The 21,334-nt window shown below is 51.6% G+C and carries 14 protein-coding genes; 3 read left to right on the forward strand and 11 right to left on the reverse strand.

What is annotated here, in order from left to right; translation table 11 throughout:
* Positions 1-36: 36 nt before the first annotated feature.
* Positions 37-2,118, reverse strand: coding sequence for a 4-alpha-glucanotransferase (malQ, locus tag A9180_RS07710; protein WP_064527628.1), 2,082 nt, complete (start codon positions 2,116-2,118; stop codon positions 37-39).
* A gap of 9 nt (positions 2,119-2,127) precedes the next feature.
* On the reverse strand, positions 2,128-4,521 hold the full coding sequence (malP, locus tag A9180_RS07715; RefSeq protein ID WP_064527629.1) for a maltodextrin phosphorylase: 2,394 nt from the start codon (positions 4,519-4,521) through the stop codon (positions 2,128-2,130).
* 623 nt (positions 4,522-5,144) lie between these two features.
* On the opposite strand from malP, the gene malT reads away from it, so the two are divergent.
* A complete protein-coding gene (gene malT / locus A9180_RS07720; RefSeq protein ID WP_064527630.1) occupies positions 5,145-7,850 on the forward strand; it encodes an HTH-type transcriptional regulator MalT in 2,706 nt (901 codons plus the stop codon).
* A 41-nt stretch (positions 7,851-7,891) separates the two neighbouring features.
* Here malT and rtcA read toward each other — a convergent pair whose 3' ends face one another.
* Together rtcA and rtcB are read right to left on the reverse strand one after the other, a co-directional pair.
* Entirely contained in the window at positions 7,892-8,908 is a 1,017-nt protein-coding gene (rtcA, locus tag A9180_RS07725) for an RNA 3'-terminal phosphate cyclase (RefSeq protein ID WP_064527631.1), read from the reverse strand.
* Positions 8,909-8,911: 3 nt separating this feature from the next.
* Complete coding sequence (gene rtcB / locus A9180_RS07730) at positions 8,912-10,138, reverse strand: RNA-splicing ligase RtcB (protein WP_064527633.1); 1,227 nt, start codon at positions 10,136-10,138, stop codon at positions 8,912-8,914.
* A gap of 188 nt (positions 10,139-10,326) precedes the next feature.
* Between rtcB and rtcR the strand changes: the two genes are divergently transcribed.
* On the forward strand, positions 10,327-11,925 hold the full coding sequence (rtcR, locus tag A9180_RS07735; RefSeq protein WP_064527635.1) for a DNA-binding transcriptional regulator RtcR: 1,599 nt from the start codon (positions 10,327-10,329) through the stop codon (positions 11,923-11,925).
* On the opposite strand, the gene A9180_RS07740 is transcribed toward rtcR, so the two are convergent.
* Genes A9180_RS07740 through glpE form a run of 3 tightly spaced genes read right to left on the reverse strand, consistent with a single transcriptional unit; the run spans position 11,907 to position 13,883 of the window.
* Positions 11,907-12,665, reverse strand: coding sequence for a DeoR/GlpR family transcriptional regulator (locus tag A9180_RS07740; protein WP_064527637.1), 759 nt, complete (start codon positions 12,663-12,665; stop codon positions 11,907-11,909). The two genes, rtcR and A9180_RS07740, sit on opposite strands and share 19 nt — an antisense overlap.
* Positions 12,666-12,681: 16 nt before the next feature.
* Positions 12,682-13,512: a rhomboid family intramembrane serine protease GlpG gene (glpG, locus tag A9180_RS07745; protein WP_000928734.1), complete on the reverse strand. Its 831-nt coding sequence runs from the start codon at positions 13,510-13,512 to the stop codon at positions 12,682-12,684.
* A gap of 44 nt (positions 13,513-13,556) precedes the next feature.
* Entirely contained in the window at positions 13,557-13,883 is a 327-nt protein-coding gene (glpE, locus tag A9180_RS07750) for a thiosulfate sulfurtransferase GlpE (protein WP_064527639.1), read from the reverse strand.
* 189 nt (positions 13,884-14,072) lie between these two features.
* Here glpE and glpD point away from each other — a divergent pair, with 189 nt between their 5' ends.
* Positions 14,073-15,578, forward strand: a complete 1,506-nt coding sequence (glpD, locus tag A9180_RS07755; RefSeq protein ID WP_064527641.1) for a glycerol-3-phosphate dehydrogenase — start codon at positions 14,073-14,075, stop codon at positions 15,576-15,578.
* Between the two features lie 191 nt (positions 15,579-15,769).
* On the opposite strand, the gene A9180_RS07760 is transcribed toward glpD, so the two are convergent.
* From A9180_RS07760 to glgP, 4 genes are all read right to left on the reverse strand, one after another.
* Positions 15,770-16,369, reverse strand: coding sequence for a hypothetical protein (locus A9180_RS07760; RefSeq protein ID WP_064527643.1), 600 nt, complete (start codon positions 16,367-16,369; stop codon positions 15,770-15,772).
* Positions 16,370-16,371: 2 nt separating this feature from the next.
* On the reverse strand, positions 16,372-17,148 hold the full coding sequence (locus A9180_RS07765; protein WP_064527646.1) for a hypothetical protein: 777 nt from the start codon (positions 17,146-17,148) through the stop codon (positions 16,372-16,374).
* Between the two features lie 103 nt (positions 17,149-17,251).
* Positions 17,252-18,760 carry a PstS family phosphate ABC transporter substrate-binding protein gene (locus A9180_RS07770; RefSeq protein ID WP_149025971.1) on the reverse strand — a complete coding sequence of 503 codons (1,509 nt, stop codon included), beginning with the start codon at positions 18,758-18,760 and terminating at the stop codon, positions 17,252-17,254.
* 124 nt (positions 18,761-18,884) lie between these two features.
* Entirely contained in the window at positions 18,885-21,332 is a 2,448-nt protein-coding gene (gene glgP / locus A9180_RS07775) for a glycogen phosphorylase (RefSeq protein WP_064527650.1), read from the reverse strand.
* Between the last annotated feature and the right edge of the window lie 2 nt (positions 21,333-21,334).

Consider the following 21,334-nt stretch of genomic DNA (forward strand, 5'->3'; position numbering starts at 1 on the left):
AAAAAGCCTGGCAACGTGTACCAGGCACTTCCTCAATTACTTCTTCGCGACCAACCTGCGCCGCTTGTCCAGATCCTTAATCAACTTGTTCACACTATCATCGGCAAACATCGTCTCAAGCGTTGCAGAAAGCTTACGTCGCCAGTTTTTGTACTGGTAGCTGGTGCCGGGGATATTCACCGGGTCCGCCATATCCAGCCAGTCTTCCGGCTGTAGCCCTAACAGAGCGCTGTTACTGTCGGCAATGTAGCGCTGCAAACCACGATTAAGCGTCGGCGTCATCGCCATTAGCGACGCCTTATGCCCAGCGCGTTTAGGCAGACAACCGTATTTATGCAGTGCATCCAGTAGCCCTTGCTTCGCCAGTTCGCGATCCTGATACAAACCGCGCAGCACGGCTTCATCCGGGTACAGCCCCAGCGTTTTGCCCAGCGTTAAATCCCCGCTCTCCCAGTAGCCGCGAAGCGTAGGCAGGTCGTGCGTCGCCGCGACCGCCATCGACTGTTCCGGATACGCTTTTGGTGCGCGGAACGTCTTCTCGTGATCGCTTTCGAAATAGAGCACTTTGTAGGAGTACACACCGCTGCTGCGCAGCTTACCGACAATCTCTACTGGTACGGTGCCGAGATCTTCGCCAATTACCATGCAGCGATGGCGCTTACTTTCAAGCGCCAGAATAGAGAGCAGATCATCCACCGGATAGTGAACATACGCGCCCTGATCCGCCGTCTCGCCATACGGTATCCACCACAAACGCAGCATCGACATCACATGGTCAATTCGCAACGCGCCGCAGTTTTGCATATTGGCGCGCAGCAGCTCGATAAACGGTTCATAGGCGCGCGCGGTGATGATATGCGGGTCCATCGGCGGTAATCCCCAGTTCTGCCCCAACGGGCCGAGGATATCCGGTGGCGCGCCAACCGACGCTTTCAGACAATACAACTCGCGGTCGCACCAGGTTTCTGCTCCACCTTCTGCTACACCAACCGCCAGGTCACGATACAAGCCAATGGGCATTTCATGGCCCTGGCTTATCTCCCAGCAGGCGGCAAACTGGCTGTAAGCCAGCCACTGCAACCAGAGATAAAAATCGACGTCATTGCGATGTTCTTCGCAGAACTGACGCACTTCTGGCGAATCTACGTTCTGATACATCTCGGGCCATGCTGGCCAGCCCCAGCGCATTTCATCTTCTTTCACTTGTTGGGCATGTAGCGCGTCAAACGCCGCCTGCCAGAACAGGCTGTCGCCCTGTTCAGCTACAAACTGGCGAAATGCTGCCATTTGTTCATCATCACGTTGCGCGAAGACTTTCCACGCCATCCGCAGCGCCGTCATTTTCAGTGCGGTGACGGTAGAGTAATCGACCCAGTCGGCATCCCGCGCCTGTTGCAGCGTCTGTTGCGTGGTCGGCATCTGCCACCAGGCCTGTGCCTCTTCACTAAGCTGAAAATCTTCAACGGCGTTGACGTCGATATAAATCACGTTCAGCCAACGGCGAGATGACGGGCTATATGGGCTGGCGCTTTCCGGGTTTGCCGGGTACAGCGCATGAATCGGATTCAGGCCGATAAACGATCCACCGCGTTTTGCCACATCCACCAACATCGCTTTGAGATCGCCAAAATCGCCAATGCCCCAGTTTTTTTCCGAGCGCAGCGTATAAAGCTGAACGCAAGCGCCCCACAGCTTTTGCTTGTTGAGCAAAGCCTGCGGTTCGTAGCAGCGTTTAGGTGCGACAATCACCCGACAATGAGCACGCTGTTCATCCTGAGCAAGCGTCAGCGTGTGATAACCTTCCGGCAGTTTTGCCGGTAGATTGAACGCGTTACCACCGCTCACATGACCTTTGTACTGCGTTCCTTCTTCGGTGGTCAGCAGCCAGCTATATTCGCCGCTGCCCTCTACCGCCATTGGCATTTTTTTCCCGGCGGTATACACCATGACATTTGGCACTGGTGTTACCGCCACTTTCGTGGCGGCACTTTGATGCATCGCATCAAGCAAACGCCGTTTGGTTTCGGCGCTAATCGACTGCGGTTTTCCGTGGGCATTGATGTAATTGGGGCTGATCCCCGCCGCCAACGCGGCTTTGTCCAGACGTTTGCTTTCCATCGCGCTTCCTTAGCGTTTTGCCTGCCAGATACGAGCCTGATAATCACGGATTGAGCGATCCGAGCTGAACATACCGCAGCGAGCGGTATTGAGGATCGCCGCGCGAGTCCAGGCCTCCTGGTCGCGGTACAGCACATCCACGCGTTTTTGCGCTTCGACATAAGCCGCAAAGTCCGCCATTACCAGATACGGATCGCCGCCTTGTTTGCCGATACTATGCAGCATCTGGTCAAAAGCGTGTTTATCGCCATTGCTATATTTGCCGCTTTCCAGCTCTTTCAATACCGCATCTAGGACCTTATCTTTCTTCCGCCATTTTACCGGGTCGTAGCCCTTCGCTTTCAGCGCCTTAACCTGCTCGACGGTATGACCGAAGATAAAGATGTTCTCTTCACCGACTTTCTCAGCAATCTCTACGTTTGCACCATCCAGCGTACCGACAGTGAGCGCACCGTTAAGCGCCAGTTTCATATTGCCAGTACCAGAAGCTTCTTTACCTGCGGTGGAGATCTGTTCGGAGATATCCGCCGCCGGGATCAGCATTTCCGCCGCAGATACACAATAGTCTGGCAGGAACACGACCTTCAGCTTGTCGCCCACCTGTGGATCGTTGTTGATCACATCTGCCACTTTGTTGATCGCAAAGATAATGTTCTTCGCCAGGTAGTAGCCCGGTGCCGCTTTCGCTCCGAACAGGAACACGCGCGGCACGCGATCGGCTTGTGGGTTCTCGCGGATCTCTTTGTACAGTGCCAGAATATGTAGCAGGTTCAGGTGTTGGCGTTTGTACTCGTGCAGGCGTTTGATCTGTATATCGAAAATCGCCTGAGGATTGATTTCAATACCGGTACGGACTTTCACAAACTCCGCCAGACGCACTTTATTCGCCTGTTTGATCTCGCGATATTGCTGGCGGAATTTCGCGTCATCCGCGAATTTTTCCAGATCAATCAGCTGATCGAGATCATTAGCCCACTCTTTTTTCAGCGATTTATCGAGCAGCGCCGCCAGTGCCGGGTTGCACTGTTTGATCCAGCGACGTGGGGTAATGCCGTTTGTAACGTTATGGAATTTGTTCGGCCACAGCTGGTGATATTCCGGGAACAAGTCTTTCACCACCAGATCCGAGTGCAGCGCCGCTACACCGTTCACCGCGAAACCGCTTACCACGCACATATTGGCCATGCGAACTTGTTTGTCATGTACCACCGCCAGTTTCGCCCAAACCGCTTTGTCGCCAGGCCAGTTTTTTTCCACCAGTTTCTTAAAGCGGTTGTTAATTTCATTGATTATCTGCATATGGCGCGGCAGCAGCGCTTTAATCAATTTTTCATCCCAGCACTCAAGTGCTTCTGGCATCAGGGTATGATTGGTGTAAGCGAAAGTTTTGCTGGTGATAGCCCAGGCGTCATCCCAGCTCATCTGATGCTCATCAATCAGCACGCGCAGCAGTTCTGGAATAGCGATAGTTGGGTGGGTATCGTTGAGCTGAATGACTTCGTAATCTGCCAGTTCGTGCAACTTACGCCCCGCCAGATGATGACGGCGCAGAATATCTGCTACCGAACAGGCACACTGGAAATATTGCTGCATCAGACGCAGTTTTTTACCCGCGGTGTGGTTGTCGTTTGGATAGAGAACTTTGGTCAGTTTTTCAGCGTCGATGCCCTGTTGTTCAGCACGCAGGAAATCGCCGTCGTTGAATTTGGTGAGGTTAAACGGATGCGCATGCGTCGCCTGCCATAAACGCAGCGGCTGCGCCACACCGTTTCGGTAGCCCAGTACAGGCAAATCCCACGCCTGGCCGGTAATGGTAAATGCAGGCTCCCAACGTCCGTCTTTCGTGACCTTGCCACCAATCCCAACCTGCACATCAAGCGCTTCATTATGGCTGAACCACGGATAGTTACCGCGATGCCAGTCATCTGGCGCTTCCATCTGTTGACCGTCAACAAATGACTGACGGAACAAACCATATTGATAGTTCAGGCCATAGCCTGTTGCGGACTGTCCGACGGTCGCCATTGAGTCGAGGAAACATGCCGCCAGACGGCCCAGACCGCCGTTGCCCAACGCCGGGTCAGTCTCTTCTTCCAGCAGATCTGTCAGGTTGATGTCATAGGATTTCAGCGAATCCTGAACAGCCTGATACCAACCGAGATTTAACAGGTTGTTGCCCGTCAGACGACCAATCAAAAACTCCATTGAGATGTAGTTGACATGGCGCTGATTCGCCGTCGGTTTGGCAAAAGGCTGGGCACGCAACATTTCCGCCAGAGCTTCACTCACTGCCTGCCACCACTGACGAGGGGTCATCTCAGCTGCAGAAGTTAAACCATAACGCTGCCATTGACGTGACAGGGCTTCCTGAAATTGCTTTTCATTAAAAATGGGTTGTGACATAGGAGTTCCAGTTTTCTTAGACATTAAACACAACGTTATCGTTAGTTTGCCAGGCTCCATGTTGACCTTCCTCATCCTACGGGGGATTAGGCGGGGAGGAGTGACGGGGATGAGCAAGAAAATGTGATCGCGACCACTTAAAGGTAGTGCAATCAACTGCAAAAGCATCGACCCAGTGCCAAAGAACGCAGAAAACCGACGATTAACAGTAAGAAAGGGCCATTGCGTATTATCAAAAAGCGGAAAGTCACTCTATAAATCAAGTAAAGCAGCGAAATAGTTTCAGTAATGAAATACCAATCGTGATTCATTTCATTCTTAATAGATTTATTAAGTTCATCTTTTTAGATAGACCTTTCATCATGAATTAAGGAAGCATCATTGCTTTAATAACGCTTTTGAATCACGAGAAAACACCATAAGATCCAGTATCTACGCTGTATCAGCGTAGTTTTTAGGTGAATCATTAATAAAGGTTTTGAATTGTGACAGAGTGCAAATTCAGACACATAAAAAACCGTCATCGCTTGCATTGCACAGATTTCTGGCCGACCTTATAACCATTAATTACGAAGCGCAAAAAAAATAATATTTCCTCAATTTCCACAGTGAAGTGATTAACTATGCTGATTCCGTCAAAATTAAGTCGCCCGGTTCGACTCGACCATACCGTGGTTCGTGAACGCCTGCTGGCTAAACTTTCCGGCGCGAACAACTTCAGGCTGGTGCTGATCACAAGCCCTGCGGGCTACGGAAAGACAACGCTCATATCCCAATGGGCGGCAGGCAAAAACGATTTGGGCTGGTACTCGCTGGATGACGGCGATAACCAGCAAGAGCGGTTCGCCAGCTACCTGATTGCCGCAATTCAACAGGCAACCAACGGGCATTGCCCCGCCAGTGAAGTGATGGCGCAAAAGCGGCAATATGCCAATCTATCCTCACTTTTTGCCCAACTGTTTATCGAACTGGCAGAATGGCACCAGCCGCTCTACCTGGTTATTGACGATTATCATCTGATCACTAACCCCGTGATTCACGAGTCAATGCGCTTCTTTATTCGCCATCAGCCGGAAAATCTGACCCTGGTGGTTTTATCGCGAAATCTTCCGCAACTGGGTATTGCCAATTTGCGTGTACGTGACCAACTGCTGGAAATTGGCAGCCAGCAACTGGCATTTACCCACCAGGAAGCCAAGCAGTTTTTTGATTGCCGTCTGTCTTCACCCATTGAAGCCGCTGAAAGTAGCCGGATTTGCGATGACGTTTCTGGCTGGGCAACGGCTTTACAATTAATCGCCCTCTCCGTCCGGCAGAATACCCACTCTGCGCACAAATCTGCACGCCGCCTGGCGGGCATTAATGCCAGTCATCTTTCTGATTATCTGGTCGATGAAGTGTTGGATAACGTTGATCTGGCGACGCGCCATTTTCTGTTGAAAAGCGCCATTTTGCGTTCAATGAACGATGCACTCATCACCCGTGTTACCGGCGAAGAAAACGGGCAAATGCGCCTTGAAGAGATTGAGCGTCAGGGGCTGTTTTTGCAACGGATGGATGATACCGGCGAGTGGTTCTGCTATCACCCATTGTTTGGCAACTTCCTGCGCCAGCGCTGCCAGTGGGAACTGGCGGCGGAACTGCCCGAAATTCATCGTGCCGCCGCAGAAAGCTGGATGACTCAGGGCTTCCCAAGCGAAGCCATCCATCATGCACTGGCCGCGGGCGACGCGCTAATGCTGCGCGATATTCTGCTTAATCATGCCTGGAGCCTGTTCAACCACAGTGAACTTTCGCTGCTGGAAGAGTCACTCAAAGCCCTGCCGTGGGACAGTCTGCTGGAAAATCCGCAACTGGTGTTGTTGCAGGCCTGGTTGATGCAAAGTCAGCATCGCTACGGCGAAGTAAATACCCTGCTGGCACGAGCCGAACACGAAATCCAGGGCATCAGAGAAGGCACCATGCACGCAGAATTTAACGCTCTGCGCGCCCAGGTCGCCATTAACGACGGTAATCCGGAAGAAGCCGAACGGCTGGCAAAACAGGCACTGGAAGAACTGCCTCCGGGCTGGTTCTACAGTCGCATTGTCGCGACCTCCGTACTTGGCGAAGTGTTGCACTGTAAAGGTGAACTTACCCGCTCGCTGGCGCTTATGCAGCAAACCGAGCAAATGGCGCGTCAGCATGATGTCTGGCACTACGCCTTGTGGAGTTTAATCCAGCAAAGTGAAATTCTGTTTGCCCAGGGGTTCTTGCAAACTGCGTGGGAAACGCAGGAAAAAGCGTTCCAGTTGATTAACGAGCAGCATCTGGAACAGTTGCCGATGCATGAGTTTCTGGTGCGCATCCGTGCACAGTTGCTATGGGCCTGGGCGCGGCTGGATGAAGCAGAAGCCTCGGCGCGAAGCGGGATTGAAGTCTTGTCATCTTATCAGCCGCAGCAACAGCTTCAGTGCCTGGCAATGTTAATTCAATGCTCGCTGGCCCGTGGCGATTTAGATAATGCCCGTAGCCAGCTAAACCGTCTGGAAAACCTGCTGGGAAATGGCAAATACCACAGCGACTGGATCTCTAACGCCAACAAAGTTCGCGTGATTTACTGGCAGATGACCGGCGATAAAGCGGCTGCTGCCAACTGGTTGCGTCACACAGCCAAACCGGAGTTTGCTAACAACCACTTCCTGCAAGGTCAATGGCGCAACATTGCCCGCGCACAAATCTTGCTGGGCGAGTTTGAACCTGCGGAAATAGTCCTCGAAGAACTGAACGAAAATGCCCGCAGTCTGCGGTTAATGAGCGATCTCAACCGTAACCTGCTTTTACTCAATCAGTTGTACTGGCAAGCCGGGCGTAAAAGCGACGCCCAGCGAGTATTGCTGGATGCATTAAAACTGGCGAATCGCACCGGATTTATCAGCCATTTTGTAATTGAAGGCGAAGCGATGGCGCAGCAGTTACGTCAGCTGATTCAGCTCAATACGCTGCCGGAACTGGAACAGCACCGCGCGCAGCGTATTCTGCGGAAAATAAATCAACATCATCGACATAAATTCGCCCATTTCGATGAGAGTTTCGTTGAACGTCTGCTAAATCATCCGGAAGTACCAGAATTGATCCGTACCAGTCCGCTAACCCAACGCGAATGGCAGGTACTGGGGCTGATTTACTCCGGTTACAGTAACGAACAAATTGCAGGCGAGCTGGAAGTGGCGGCGACCACCATCAAGACGCATATCCGTAATCTGTATCAGAAACTCGGCGTGGCCCATCGTCAGGCTGCCGTGCAACATGCACAGAAACTGTTGAAGATGATGGGGTATGGAGTGTGAGTTTGCCGGATAACGCGTCGGATCCGGCTTACATCTTTACATCATTCAACGCTAACCCGCGTTACGCCGTCTGTTTCTATCAGACCAAACCGCACCGGCAAGAAACGCTCCACCACGGCGATATTGGTCAGCAGATGGCATGAAGGATGGGCGACCGTAAACTCTCCCGCGCCCGCCAGCGCCATCGGTAACACAAGCTGGTCAGCGAGATATTCCCCCACCGCCGCCGGGCTTACCAGGTAACGTTTCACCTCTTTCACCAACTGCGCGGCTACCACTTCGGCACTGACACGTTTTTCACCGACGACAAAAAAGCGTTCGGTAATATTTTCACTAACGACCTCAAGCGAGACGGTATTACCTGGCCCCTGGTCGCGCGGCAGGGTATGAATATTCTGCTCATGCAGAGAAAAACTCGCTGCCAGCGCAGCGATTTCACGCTCACCAACATGGCGCGGCACGCCAGCTAATAACACCTCACCACGCAGGCGCGTAATGTTCCCGCGCTCGCCAAGTTGCAAGGTGTTAAACGATGCCACGGGCGAGACTTCCGTTGCCACCACGCCGCCTCCGGCAGGGTAAAAACCGTGGCGTAATAATGTGGTTTGCTGATGAATTCCTATTTTCGCCAGCAGCGGCTCCAGCACCCGGCGGATAAAATCCGCAGGCGGCGCCGACGGGTTATCGGTGCCTCCGCTCACTTCAACACTCGATGGCCCATCGGCAAACCACAGCGCGGGCAGCACCGTTTGCAGCACCAACGTACAACTTCCGGCGCTACCGATAGCAAAGCGGTAATCGCCGCCGCGCACGGTGCCGGGCCGGAAGACCAGACGTTGCGACCCCAGTTCCGCGCCTTCTACCGTTGCCCCGCAAATTTCCGTCGCCGCCTTTACTGCGGTCAGATGCTGGCGCAACAGCCCCGGTTTCGCCCGCCCGGCACGAATGCCGGTGATGGTAAATGGCTGGCCGGTTATCATCGACAGACTCAGCGCCGAGCGCAGGATCTGCCCGCCACCTTCGCCTTGTGCGCCATCCAGCGCAATCATCCTTTTCATCATTTATCCTTTTACGCACACCACCTGACGCAGGGTGTAGATAACTTCCACCAGATCGCTTTGTGCCGCCATCACCGCATCAATATCTTTATACGCCATCGGAATTTCGTCGATCACTTCGGCATCTTTACGGCATTCCACATGAGCGGTGGCACGAATTTGATCTTCCACGCTGAACAGTTTTTTCGCTTTGGTACGGCTCATTACCCGCCCGGCACCGTGGCTACACGAACAGAATGACTCTTCATTTCCCAGCCCACGGACGATAAAGCTTTTCGCTCCCATCGAACCGGGAATAATTCCGTACTGCCCGGCACGCGCAGACACCGCGCCCTTACGCGTTACATAGATTTCTTCGCCAAAGTGCTGCTCTTTTTGCACATAGTTGTGGTGACAGTTAATCTCTTCCATCGCCAGCGTTTGCGGCAGTCTCACCGTTTTCTGCGTAATGTTCTGCAACGCCGTTACCACGTTTTCCATCATCGCATCGCGGTTAAGACTTGCGAATAATTGCGCCCAGGCCACGGCTTTCAGGTAATCATCAAAGTATTCCGTACCTTCCATAAAGTACGCCAGATCACGCGACGGCAACGTTTCAAGCGTTTCCTGCATCTCTTTTTGTGCCAGATCGATAAAGTACGTCCCGATGGCGTTACCGATTCCGCGTGAACCAGAGTGCAGCATAATCCACACCTGGTCAGACTCATCTAGGCAGATTTCAATAAAGTGGTTACCCGTTCCCAGCGTTCCCAGATGTTTGTAGTTATTGGTATTAAGGAAACGCGGATATTTTTGCGTTAACCACTGATAACCGGCTTCCAGCTCGGCCCATTTAGCGTCGACGTTAACAGGCGGATTTTCCCATGCGCCTTTATCACGACGGCTACGATTATTGGAACGCCCGTGCGGCACGGCAGTTTCAATCGCCTGACGCAGCTCCGCCAGGTTTTCAGGCAGGTCCGCTGCCGTTAACGCGGTACGCAGCGCGTTCATTCCACAACCGATATCCACCCCCACCGCCGCCGGAATAATCGCCCCTTTCGTTGGGATCACGCTACCAATGGTGGAACCTTTACCCAGGTGCACGTCAGGCATTACCGCAATATGTTTGAAAATAAACGGCATCTTCGCCGTATTAATAAGTTGCTGACGCGCATCGGCTTCTACCGGTACGCCTTTGGTCCACATTTTTACCGGGGCATTTTCAGTGGTCAGTAATTCGTAATTCATTATGTTTTTCTCTTTTCGTTGTTTGCTGTCCTGATAATTGCAACCGTCGTGCCAGAAAATTAAATCAGCGAATTAATTTTATAATTGTTTGTTTTTATTTAATTAAAAGTACAAAGTCCGTAAACGGAGATTTTCTATAAAGTCACTTAACCGATAATGAAATATCGTCTTTTATAAGGATATCTAAGATGCGTAAAACAGTGGCTTTTGGCTTTGTCGGAACCGTGCTGGATTATGCCGGGCGCGGCAGTCAACGCTGGTCAAAATGGCGCCCGACGCTCTGTTTATGCCAGCAAGAATCGTTAGTCATCGATCGGCTGGAATTGTTGCATGACGCCCGCTCGCGCTCGCTATTTGAAACGCTTAAACGCGATATCGCCAGCGTTTCGCCAGAAACAGAAGTGGTAGGCGTTGAGATTGAACTGCATAACCCGTGGGATTTCGAAGAGGTTTACGCCTGCCTGCATGATTTCGCCCGGCATTACGCTTTTAAACCTGATAAAGAAGACTATTTAATTCACATCACCACCGGCACCCACGTCGCGCAGATTTGCTGGTTTCTGCTGGCGGAAGCCCGTTACTTGCCCGCCCGTTTGATACAATCTTCACCACCGCGCAAAAAAGAACAACCGCGCAGCGCAGGTGAAGTGACGATTATCGATCTCGATTTAAGCCGTTATAACGCTATCGCCAGCCGCTTTGCCGAAGAACGCCAGCAAACCCTCGATTTCCTCAAATCCGGTATCGCTACGCGTAACCCCCTCTTTAACCGCATGATTGAGCAGATCGAAAAAGTGGCGATCAAATCCCGCGCGCCAATTCTGCTTAACGGCCCTACTGGTGCGGGTAAGTCGTTTCTGGCGCGACGCATCTTCGAGTTAAAACAGGCGCGGCATCAGTTTAGCGGCGCGTTTGTGGAAGTGAACTGCGCCACCTTGCGCGGTGATACCGCCATGTCGGCGCTATTTGGTCATGTGAAAGGCGCGTTCACCGGGGCGCGGGAATCACGGGAAGGGCTGCTACGTAGCGCCAACGGCGGGATGTTGTTTCTCGATGAGATTGGCGAACTGGGCGCGGACGAACAGGCAATGCTGCTGAAAGCCATTGAAGAGAAAACCTTTTACCCGTTTGGCAGCGATCGCCAGGTGAGCAGTGATTTTCAGCTTATCGCCGGTACGGTGCGCGATTTACGCCAGCTGGTTGCCGAAGGCAAGTTTCGCGAAGACCTGTATGCACGGATTAATCTCTGGACCTTCACCCTGCCAGGGCTACGCCAGCGCCAGGAAGATATCGAACCTAATCTGGATTATGAAGTAGAGCGCCACGCCTCGCTCACTGGCGACCACGTACGCTTTAACACCGAAGCGCGGCGCGCCTGGCTGGCTTTTGCGACATCGCCTCAGGCGACATGGCGCGGTAATTTTCGCGAACTTTCTGCCAGCGTTACGCGGATGGCGACGTTTGCCGAAAGTGGACGAATCACTCTTAAAACCGTAGAAGATGAGATTAATCGTCTGCGCTATAACTGGCAGGAAAGTCATCCTTCGGCGCTTACACAACTGTTGGGCGCAGAGGCGGAAAACATCGACCTTTTTGACAGACTGCAACTGGAACACGTTATCGCTATCTGCCGCCAGGCAAAGTCGCTTTCTGCTGCCGGACGTCAGCTTTTTGACGTTTCGCGCCAGGGCAAAGCCAGCGTCAACGACGCGGATCGGCTACGCAAATACCTGGCGCGTTTTGGTCTGACGTGGGAGGAAGTGCAGGATCAGCACAGCTCCAGCTGAATATGGTGGTCCGCCAGCACTTGCATCACGCCCGCAGGCGGCGGGGCGTCGGTGTAGACGGCATCAACCATGCTGATACTGCCCATATTGACCATTGCGTTACGGCCAAATTTCGAGTGATCGACAACCAGCATCACGTGACGCGAGTTCTCAATAATGGCGCGTTTGGTGCGAACTTCGTGGTAATCGAACTCCAGCAGCGAGCCGTCGCTGTCAATACCGCTTATCCCGAGAATGCCAAAGTCGAGGCGGAACTGGGAGATAAAATCGAGCGTCGCTTCACCGATTATCCCGCCGTCACGGCTGCGTAATTCGCCACCGGCAAGAATGATGCGAAAATCCTCTTTTACCATCAGCGTGTTAGCAACGTTGAGATTGTTGGTGACAATGCGCAAATTGCTGTGATTGAGCAGCGCGTGCGCCACCGCTTCCGGCGTGGTGCCGATATCGATAAACAGCGTGGAGCCGTTGGGGATTTGCTCCGCCACTTTGCGAGCAATACGCTCTTTTTCTTCGGTCTGGGTGGCTTTACGATCGTGCCACGGCGTGTTAACCGAACTGGAAGGCAGCGCCGCACCACCATGATGGCGCAGGATCAGGTTTTGCTCCGCCAGTTCATTGAGGTCGCGACGAATAGTCTGCGGGCTGACGGAGAAGTGCTCCACCAGTTCCTCGGTGCTGACATAACCTTGCTGTTTAACCAGTTCGATAATACCGTTGTGACGTTGTGTTTGTTTCATTTACAAGTCCCTGGAATTATTTTCGTTTTCGCGCATTAAGCGAATCAACAAAAGCCATCGCTAAACCTACGGCTAACCCGGCGATGTGTGCTCCGTTCGCCATCGACATCCCAAACAAATCAAACCATCCGGCGACAATCCAGATTAGCGCAAAGATGATTAACCCACGTTGCAGGTAAATGCCACTTTGCGGATCGCGCTCGCCGCGCAGCCAGACGTAGCCCATCAGCGCATAAACCACGCCAGAAAGTCCACCGAACCACGGCCCACTGAATTTTTGCTGCACATAGCCGCTTAACAGGGCGCTAATTAGCGTAATGACAATTAACTTACCGCTACCGAGACGTTTTTCCACCGCGCCGCCAAGATACCACCACCAGAGCAGGTTAAAGAGGATATGCATGAGTGAGAAGTGCATTAACGCATGGGTGAAGTAGCGCCAGAACTCAAATTTCAGTGTCGGATCAAATGGCCAGGCCAGCCATAACATCACTTCCTGATCGCCGAGGATTTGCATGGCGATAAACACCACCACGCAGGCGATCATCATCACCCAGGTTACCGGGCCAGCACGTTCACGCAAGGCAGCAAAGAAAGGATAACGGCGATAATGCAGGCCACTATCGGTATGGCCTGACTGCCAGCTGGCGGCGAGATAACGCGGATCAGCCGGGTTTTCGAGAAAACGCGCCAGCTCCGCCCGCACACGTTCGGCCTGGGATTCATCCGCCAGCCAGACATCGCTTTGGTTATGTTGCTGAATCGTGAGGATAACACCCTGCGTCGCCATGTAATCGACAAACGCCTGCGCCACGCGGGGGTTAGCAAAAGAGGTAATCATCAACATTGTTGCTGTCGCTTATTCCACACAAAAGGGGACAGTATAAAGCCTTACGCGCCGTACGCCACCTCTGTGGGAAACTGACGCTGCCAGGCTTCAAAACCGCCATCAATGCTGTAGACCATATCGTAGCCCTGTTGCAACAGATACTGCGCCGCGCCTTTGCTGCTGTTACCGTGGTAACACATCACCATTACCGGAGTGTCAAAGTCGTTATCACGCATAAACGCGCCCAGCGTATCGTTGGTCAGATGAAAAGCCTGCGCCGCATGCCCCATTGCGAAACTCTGTGGATCGCGAATATCGACCAGCACCGCCTCTTTTTCCTGCAACTTCTGGTACGCGTCGGCAACGTTAATACATTCGAACTGATCCATGCGTCTCTCTTTCTTTACAAACAAGTGGGCAAATTTACCGCCCAGTTTACGTCGAAGCGGCAGATAAACGCCATAATGTTATACATATCACTCTAAAATGTTTTTTCAATGTTACCTAAAGCGCGATTCTTTGCTAATATGTTCGATAACGAACATTTATGAGCTTTAACGAAAGTGAATGAGGGCAGCATGGAAACCAAAGATCTGATTGTGATAGGTGGCGGCATCAATGGTGCTGGTATCGCGGCAGACGCCGCTGGACGCGGTTTATCCGTGCTGATGCTGGAGGCGCAGGATCTTGCTTGTGCGACATCTTCCGCCAGTTCAAAACTCATTCACGGCGGCCTGCGCTACCTTGAACACTATGAATTCCGTCTGGTCAGCGAGGCGCTGGCTGAACGTGAAGTGCTGCTGAAAATGGCTCCACATATCGCCTTCCCGATGCGTTTTCGCCTGCCGCATCGCCCGCATCTGCGCCCGGCGTGGATGATTCGTATTGGTCTGTTTATGTACGATCATCTGGGAAAACGCACCAGTCTGCCGGGATCAACCGGTTTGCGTTTTGGCGCAAATTCAGTGTTAAAACCGGAAATTACGCGCGGATTCGAATATTCCGACTGCTGGGTAGACGACGCCCGTCTGGTACTCGCCAACGCTCAGATGGTGGTGCGTAAAGGCGGCGAAGTACTTACCCGTACTCGCGCCACGTCTGCTCGCCGCGAAAACGGTATGTGGATTGTGGAAGCGGAAGATATCGATACCGGCAAAAAATACACATGGCAGGCACGCGGCCTGGTTAATGCCACCGGCCCGTGGGTGAAACAGTTCTTCGACGAAGGCATGCATCTGCCTTCACCTTATGGCATTCGCCTGATCAAAGGCAGCCATATTGTGGTGCCACGCGTACATACCCAAAAACAAGCCTACATTCTGCAAAACGAAGATAAACGTATTGTGTTCGTGATCCCGTGGATGGACGAGTTTTCCATCATCGGCACCACCGATGTGGAATACAAAGGCTCCCCGAAAGCAGTGAAGATTAAAGAGAGTGAAATCAATTACCTGCTGAAAGTGTATAACACGCACTTTAAAAAGCAGTTAAGCCGGGACGATATCGTCTGGACCTACTCCGGTGTGCGCCCGCTTTGTGATGATGAATCCGACTCGCCGCAGGCCATTACCCGTGATTACACGCTCGATATCCATGATGAAAACGGCAAAGCGCCGCTGTTGTCGGTATTTGGCGGCAAGCTGACCACATACCGCAAACTGGCAGAGCACGCGCTGGAAAAACTGACACCGTATTATCAGGGTATTGGCCCGGCCTGGACGAAAGAGAGTGTGTTACCGGGTGGCGCCATCGAAGGCGACCGCGACGACTACGCAGCCCGCCTGCGCCGCAGTTACCCGTTCCTGACCGAATCGTTGGCACGTCATTACGCACGCACCTACGGCAGCAACAGCGAGCTGCTGCTCGGCAATGCGGGGGCTATAAGCGACCTCGGGGAAGATTTCGGTCATGAGTTCTACGAAGCGGAGCTAAAATATCTGGTGGATCATGAATGGGTCCGCCGCGCCGACGATGCCCTGTGGCGTCGCACGAAACAAGGTATGTGGCTGAATGCGGAACAACAGTCTCGAGTGAGTCAGTGGTTGCTGGAGTATACGCAGCAGAAATTGTCGCTGGCGTCGTGATTTAACGTAAGCGGGCTGGACTGATGACAAACACAAAAACTGCCTGATGCGCTACGCTTATCAGGCCTACGTGGTTTATGCAATATATTGAATTTGCATGATTTTGTAGGCCTGATAAGGCGTTCACGCCGCATCCGGCATGAACTAAGCGCACTTTGTCAACAATCTGACCAACTTTTGGATTCAGGGAATTACGACAAAGCCCACGCCATCATACCCAACGTAACAAAACTTAAGCACGTTCCCCACTCGCTCCACTTCTGCCCCTGACTTCTGTTTTTGCTGCGCCACTGGCAGTAATATCCCAACGCAAAACCAAGCTGTGCGCTTATCGGACCGACAAAGTCGGTCCAGGGTTGGGACCAAAATGGCGAAAAATTCAGCGGTAACCAGACAACACTCAGAAAGAACTTGCGGATATTTTCCAGCACAGCTGACTTCTCTGGCGCAATATAAAAAATAATATTCCAGAGAATTAACCAGAAATAGACCGGTGTGAATACCAGCCAACAGTGAGGTCTGTTTTTTAGTTCCGATGGTGTTCTGCGGGCAAATTGCCAACCGACGTAACACATTGCACAGAAAGCAAGCGTATATTCAGCCAATAACCAAAGTTGTAATTCCAGAAGTGAAATACGCCTGATCATGAGCGGGATAGAGAACAGTATCTCCCCCAGAAAACTCAATGTGATAACACAAGCAGCCAGCGCAACCACCGTCGGCCATACCAACAACGGCACGATAACAAAGCCGAGAATGACAGGTGGAATATAAAGTCTGAATTTGTTCATCTTTATTGTCCTGATGGTTCGGGTGATGCGTCATACATCACGCATAAACACTCATCAATCATCCAGTCGTCTTCCCAGACCTGATATCGTGTATCCTGTTCGGGCTGCTTAAGCGGGTTCTCAATCGCTTGCCGCGCGCGTTCTTTCAGGATGGATTGATTGTTGACGGCCCAGGCATTGATTTGGGCGGTAATCGCTTTATCGTCATCATTCTGCTCAAAACGACTATTCTGGATATTCTCTTCCCTGTTATGCCACAGCAAACATGCCATCGATACTGTGGGCTGGTAACCGGGTACAGAGATAACCGCATCAAGCAATGGCGCAAGGGCGATATCGGCACGGAAAAACATCTCCAGCATGTAATGTAATTCGACAGCTTCATCGCCAGATACCCAATCAGCCATATACTGGCAGGCAAATCGCTGCAATATCGCCAGTTCATCCGCACGCCAGTTTGCTTTATTAGCAAGGTTTATACGGCGTAGAGTAAATACTTCGTGAATGTTGTCAAAATACCCCTGCACAACAAACTCCAGTAAACGCGGCAGAAAATAACGGACTTCATCGCTGTTTTGCGGATCAGGACCTGGACTACTATTCCAGGCATTGATTAAGGAATAAGGGATCGCTCGTAACGATGTATTGCGTAATGCCTTTTGTTCCTGCTGACTCAGGCAATATTCACAACAAACCACAAATTGCTTCGGCGCCGGATAACGGCGAAAGGTGTAATATATCTGCTCAATTAATACCTGCATGGCGGGACTGGGTTGCATAATTATCCCCTCTCCCGCTGATCGCATGTAAACGGCTGACAGACAAAACGGGCATTCGCTGCGTTCAGGCGAATAGTAACGGTATCCATATTATTCCCCTGCTTTAAGGTTGCGTTTTATACAGCGGCACATAGCCCACATCTTCCACCAGGCTCTGCCCCTGCGAAGTTAAAAACCATTCCACCAATTTTTGTGTTTCTGATGTCGTATTTTCCCGCGTTACCATAAAAGCATCGACGATATACGGATATTTACCGTTACGGATGTTTTCCGCAGTCGGTGTAATGCCGTTAATCGCTAGCAATTTTATATTTTTATCAGCGTTCATTTGCGTCGCGTAATAGCGGAAGGTGTAGCCTATTGCGTTGTTTGTATTACGGTATTCGGCAACGACCTTAATCATTCCCTCCATCACGCTTGCCACTTCCGTTTCCTGCGGCGAGATCATGCGGACATTTTTCATGACCTGTGATTGCATCACCGTCTGACTGCCAGAGTCTTCAGGGCGTTGCCAGGTCTGGATCTCCTGATCGTTACCGCCGACATTACGCCAGTTAGTAATTGCACCACTAAAGATGTCACGTACTTGTTGTTCAGTCAGGGAATTAACCGGATTATCCGCATTGACGATAAAAACAAACGCTTCACGGGCAAAGGGTGTGTACAGCAAAGTGACGCCCGATTCCTTTGCGCGTTTTTTCTGCCCACCGGAAGGTTGCGCCACGAAAATAATATCGGCATCGCCCTTAACGATTTTGTTATACGCTTCTGGCGTGCGAGAGTTCGCCAGATATTCCCAGGCGTGAAAATCCTCTGGTATTACGCTTAACGCATAAAAGGCAGAGGCGTAAATTGGATATGCCGCCGTCGCGCCATCGAGTCGCGGCCAGTTTTGCGTAAACTGAATTTGCGGTTTACCACGCAGTGGCGTCAGTTGATTATTGAGTTTATCGGGTCGCCAGGCCCAGGTATCAATATTTTCGCGCACACCGACACCAGGGTTTTGTTGCTTATATAAATGGGCCTGATACCCGGCGACAATACCGAGTAAGAGAAGTAGAAACAGGAGTAAGTTACGGCAACGTAGTCCGGACGTGCCGGTTAAAGGATGTCTTGTCGGCCAGGCGTATCCCAGCGAAAAACTGATATGCGCCCCAACGGGAATTATGACTACCCACCAATACTCACCACCGACTAATGAGACTAACAAAACGCCCAGCCAGGGAAGCATAAGGTTTGCCAACCAACCAGTTCCCATCTGGCGAAATTGATAATCGGCCAGATATAGCGTGATTATCCAGCCAACCAGGGTTAATAATGCGGGTATTAAAAAAAGACACTGTCTCCAGACGGCTATTTCTCTGTTTTCTGGTGCACTATCTCCCGCCCACACTCGCCCCGAGAAAAATATCACTATTGCGCCCAGCGCCAGCATAAAAATGTTAAGCAGAAGGTAAATTGTTGGTGTGAGGAGTAGATTGCAAAACTCAAGAATAGCGGCAAGCCCGGCACCCAGCATGGCAACAACCGCTGCCAAAAATTGCGTCAGTATGGGAATACCAAAAAAAGTCATTACCAACGAGGTCAAAATCCATTTTCTGTTTTGCATCATTCTGTCCATTCTTTCTGAATGGCGAAATTATACTCCTCCTGTATCCTCCCCCCCGCTGGACACTTTTCCGAAATAAAGGCGAAAAAAAACGGGACCTTTTGGCCCCGTTCTATTTTTAGCGAAATTACAATCTCACCGGATCAATATGCCAGATAAGATCGGCGTACTCTTTGATCGTACGGTCTGAAGAGAAGTAGCCCATATTAGCGATGTTCAGCATCGCTTTCGCAGTCCACTCTTCCTGACGCTCATAGAGTTCATCAACTTTATCCTGACAATCGACATAGCTGCGATAATCCGCCAGCACCTGGTAGTGATCGCCAAAGTTGATCAGCGAATCAACCAGATCGCGGTAACGGCCTGGGTCTTCAGGGCTGAACACGCCGCTGCCGATTTGCGTCAGCACCTGATGCAGCTCTTCGTCTTTCTCGTAGTATTCACGCGGTTTGTAGCCCTGACGACGCAGTTCTTCCACTTCTTCCGCTGTGTTACCAAAGATAAAGATGTTGTCAGCACCGACATGATCCAGCATCTCGACGTTCGCACCGTCCAGCGTACCGATAGTCAGCGCACCGTTAAGCGCAAACTTCATGTTACTGGTGCCGGAGGCTTCCGTCCCCGCCAGCGAAATCTGTTCAGACAGATCGGCCGCCGGAATGATCAACTGCGCCAGGCTAACGCTGTAGTTCGGGATAAACACCACTTTCAGCTTGTCGCCAATCTGTGGATCGTTGTTGATCACTTTAGCGACATCGTTGATCAAATGGATAATGTGCTTCGCCATGTAATAAGCCGAAGCCGCCTTGCCGCCAAAAATATTCACGCGCGGCACCCAATTAGCATCCGGATCGGCCTTGATACGGTTATAACGAGTGATAACGTGCAACACATTCATCAATTGACGTTTGTATTCGTGAATACGTTTGATCTGCACATCGAACAGCGCCTTTGGATTCACCACCACATTCAACTGCTGGGCGATGTACTCCGCCAGACGTTTTTTGTTATCCAGCTTCGCCTGATGCACCGCATGGTTGACCATCGGGAAATCACAGTGCTGCTGCAACTCGTTTAATTGACTCAGATCGGTACGCCAGTTACGGCCCAGGTGTTCGTCCAGCACGGCTGAAAGCGATGGGTTCGCAACCGCCAGCCAGCGACGCGGCGTCACACCGTTGGTAACGTTGGTGAAACGACCCGGGAAGATTTTCGCAAAATCAGCAAACAGCGACTGCACCATCAGGTTAGAGTGCAACTCCGACACACCGTTGACTTTATGACTCACGACAACCGCCAGCCAGGCCATCCGCACACGACGCCCGTTAGATTCATCAATGATTGACGCCCGTCCAAGCAGGTCAGTGTCGTTAGGATACTGCTCTTGCAAGGTTTTCAGGAAATAGTCATTGATTTCAAAGATTATCTGCAAGTGACGCGGCAGAATTTTACCCAGCATATCGACCGGCCAGGTTTCCAGCGCCTCGCTCATCAGCGTGTGGTTGGTGTAAGAGAAGACCTCACAACACACTTCAAAAGCGTCGTCCCAGCTGAATTTATGCTCGTCAATCAGCAGACGCATCAGCTCAGGAATTGACAGCACCGGATGGGTGTCATTGAGATGAATCGCGATTTTATCTGCCAGATTATCGTAGGTTTTATGCAACTGATAATGGCGGCTTAAAATGTCCTGAATGGTCGAGGAAACCAGGAAGTATTCCTGACGCAGGCGCAGTTCACGTCCGGAATAAGTGGAGTCGTCCGGATACAGTACGCGGGATACGTTCTCGGAGTGGTTTTTGTCTTCCACCGCTGCGAAGTAATCCCCCTGGTTAAATTTACCCAGGTTTATTTCGCTACTGGCTTGTGCGCTCCACAAACGCAGGGTATTAGTTGCGTCAGTGTCATAGCCGGGGATGATTTGGTCGTAAGCCACGGCCAAAATTTCTTCAGTTTCAATCCAGCGCGTTTTCTTGCCTTCTTGCTGAATACGACCGCCAAAACGCACTTTGTAGCGCGTATTGTGGCGTTTAAATTCCCACGGATTGCCGTACTCCAGCCAGTAGTCCGGAGACTCTTTCTGACTGCCGTTAACGATGTTCTGTTTGAACATGCCATAGTCGTAACGAATACCGTAGCCGCGACCTGGCAACCCTAAAGTCGCCAGTGAGTCCAGGAAGCAAGCTGCCAGACGGCCCAGACCACCGTTCCCGAGGCCCGGGTCATTTTCTTCATCAATTAACTCTTCGAGATTCAATCCCATCGACTCCAGCGCCCCCTGGACATCGTCATAAATACCTAACGACAGCATGGCGTTGGAGAGAGTACGGCCAATCAAAAACTCCATCGACAGGTAGTAAACCTGACGAGTTTCTTGCGACAGTTGGGCACGGTTCGAGCGCAACCAACGCTCCACGAGACGATCGCGCACAGCAAATAACGTTGCGTTCAGCCACTCATGTTTATTGGCGACGACAGGATCCTTTCCAATCGTAAACATCAGCTTATAAGCGATAGAGTGCTTAAGCGCTTCTACGCTAAGGGTGGGCGATGAATATGTAAACGGAGCATTCATAT

Source organism: Escherichia sp. B1147, assembly GCF_001660175.1.
GTDB lineage: Bacteria > Pseudomonadota > Gammaproteobacteria > Enterobacterales > Enterobacteriaceae > Escherichia > Escherichia whittamii.

Excerpts from the sequence above, each read along its gene's own strand:
- malQ (WP_064527628.1), bottom strand. The coding sequence starts at position 2,118 with ATGGAAAGCAAACGTCTGGACAAAGCCGCGTTGGCGGCGGGGATCAGC.
- malP (WP_064527629.1), bottom strand. The coding sequence starts at position 4,521 with ATGTCACAACCCATTTTTAATGAAAAGCAATTTCAGGAAGCCCTGTCA.
- malT (WP_064527630.1), top strand. The coding sequence starts at position 5,145 with ATGCTGATTCCGTCAAAATTAAGTCGCCCGGTTCGACTCGACCATACC.
- rtcA (WP_064527631.1), bottom strand. The coding sequence starts at position 8,908 with ATGAAAAGGATGATTGCGCTGGATGGCGCACAAGGCGAAGGTGGCGGG.
- rtcB (WP_064527633.1), bottom strand. The coding sequence starts at position 10,138 with ATGAATTACGAATTACTGACCACTGAAAATGCCCCGGTAAAAATGTGG.
- rtcR (WP_064527635.1), top strand. The coding sequence starts at position 10,327 with ATGCGTAAAACAGTGGCTTTTGGCTTTGTCGGAACCGTGCTGGATTAT.
- A9180_RS07740 (WP_064527637.1), bottom strand. The coding sequence starts at position 12,665 with ATGAAACAAACACAACGTCACAACGGTATTATCGAACTGGTTAAACAG.
- glpG (WP_000928734.1), bottom strand. The coding sequence starts at position 13,512 with ATGTTGATGATTACCTCTTTTGCTAACCCCCGCGTGGCGCAGGCGTTT.
- glpE (WP_064527639.1), bottom strand. The coding sequence starts at position 13,883 with ATGGATCAGTTCGAATGTATTAACGTTGCCGACGCGTACCAGAAGTTG.
- glpD (WP_064527641.1), top strand. The coding sequence starts at position 14,073 with ATGGAAACCAAAGATCTGATTGTGATAGGTGGCGGCATCAATGGTGCT.
- A9180_RS07760 (WP_064527643.1), bottom strand. The coding sequence starts at position 16,369 with ATGAACAAATTCAGACTTTATATTCCACCTGTCATTCTCGGCTTTGTT.
- A9180_RS07765 (WP_064527646.1), bottom strand. The coding sequence starts at position 17,148 with ATGCAACCCAGTCCCGCCATGCAGGTATTAATTGAGCAGATATATTAC.
- A9180_RS07770 (WP_149025971.1), bottom strand. The coding sequence starts at position 18,760 with ATGATGCAAAACAGAAAATGGATTTTGACCTCGTTGGTAATGACTTTT.
- glgP (WP_064527650.1), bottom strand. The coding sequence starts at position 21,332 with ATGAATGCTCCGTTTACATATTCATCGCCCACCCTTAGCGTAGAAGCG.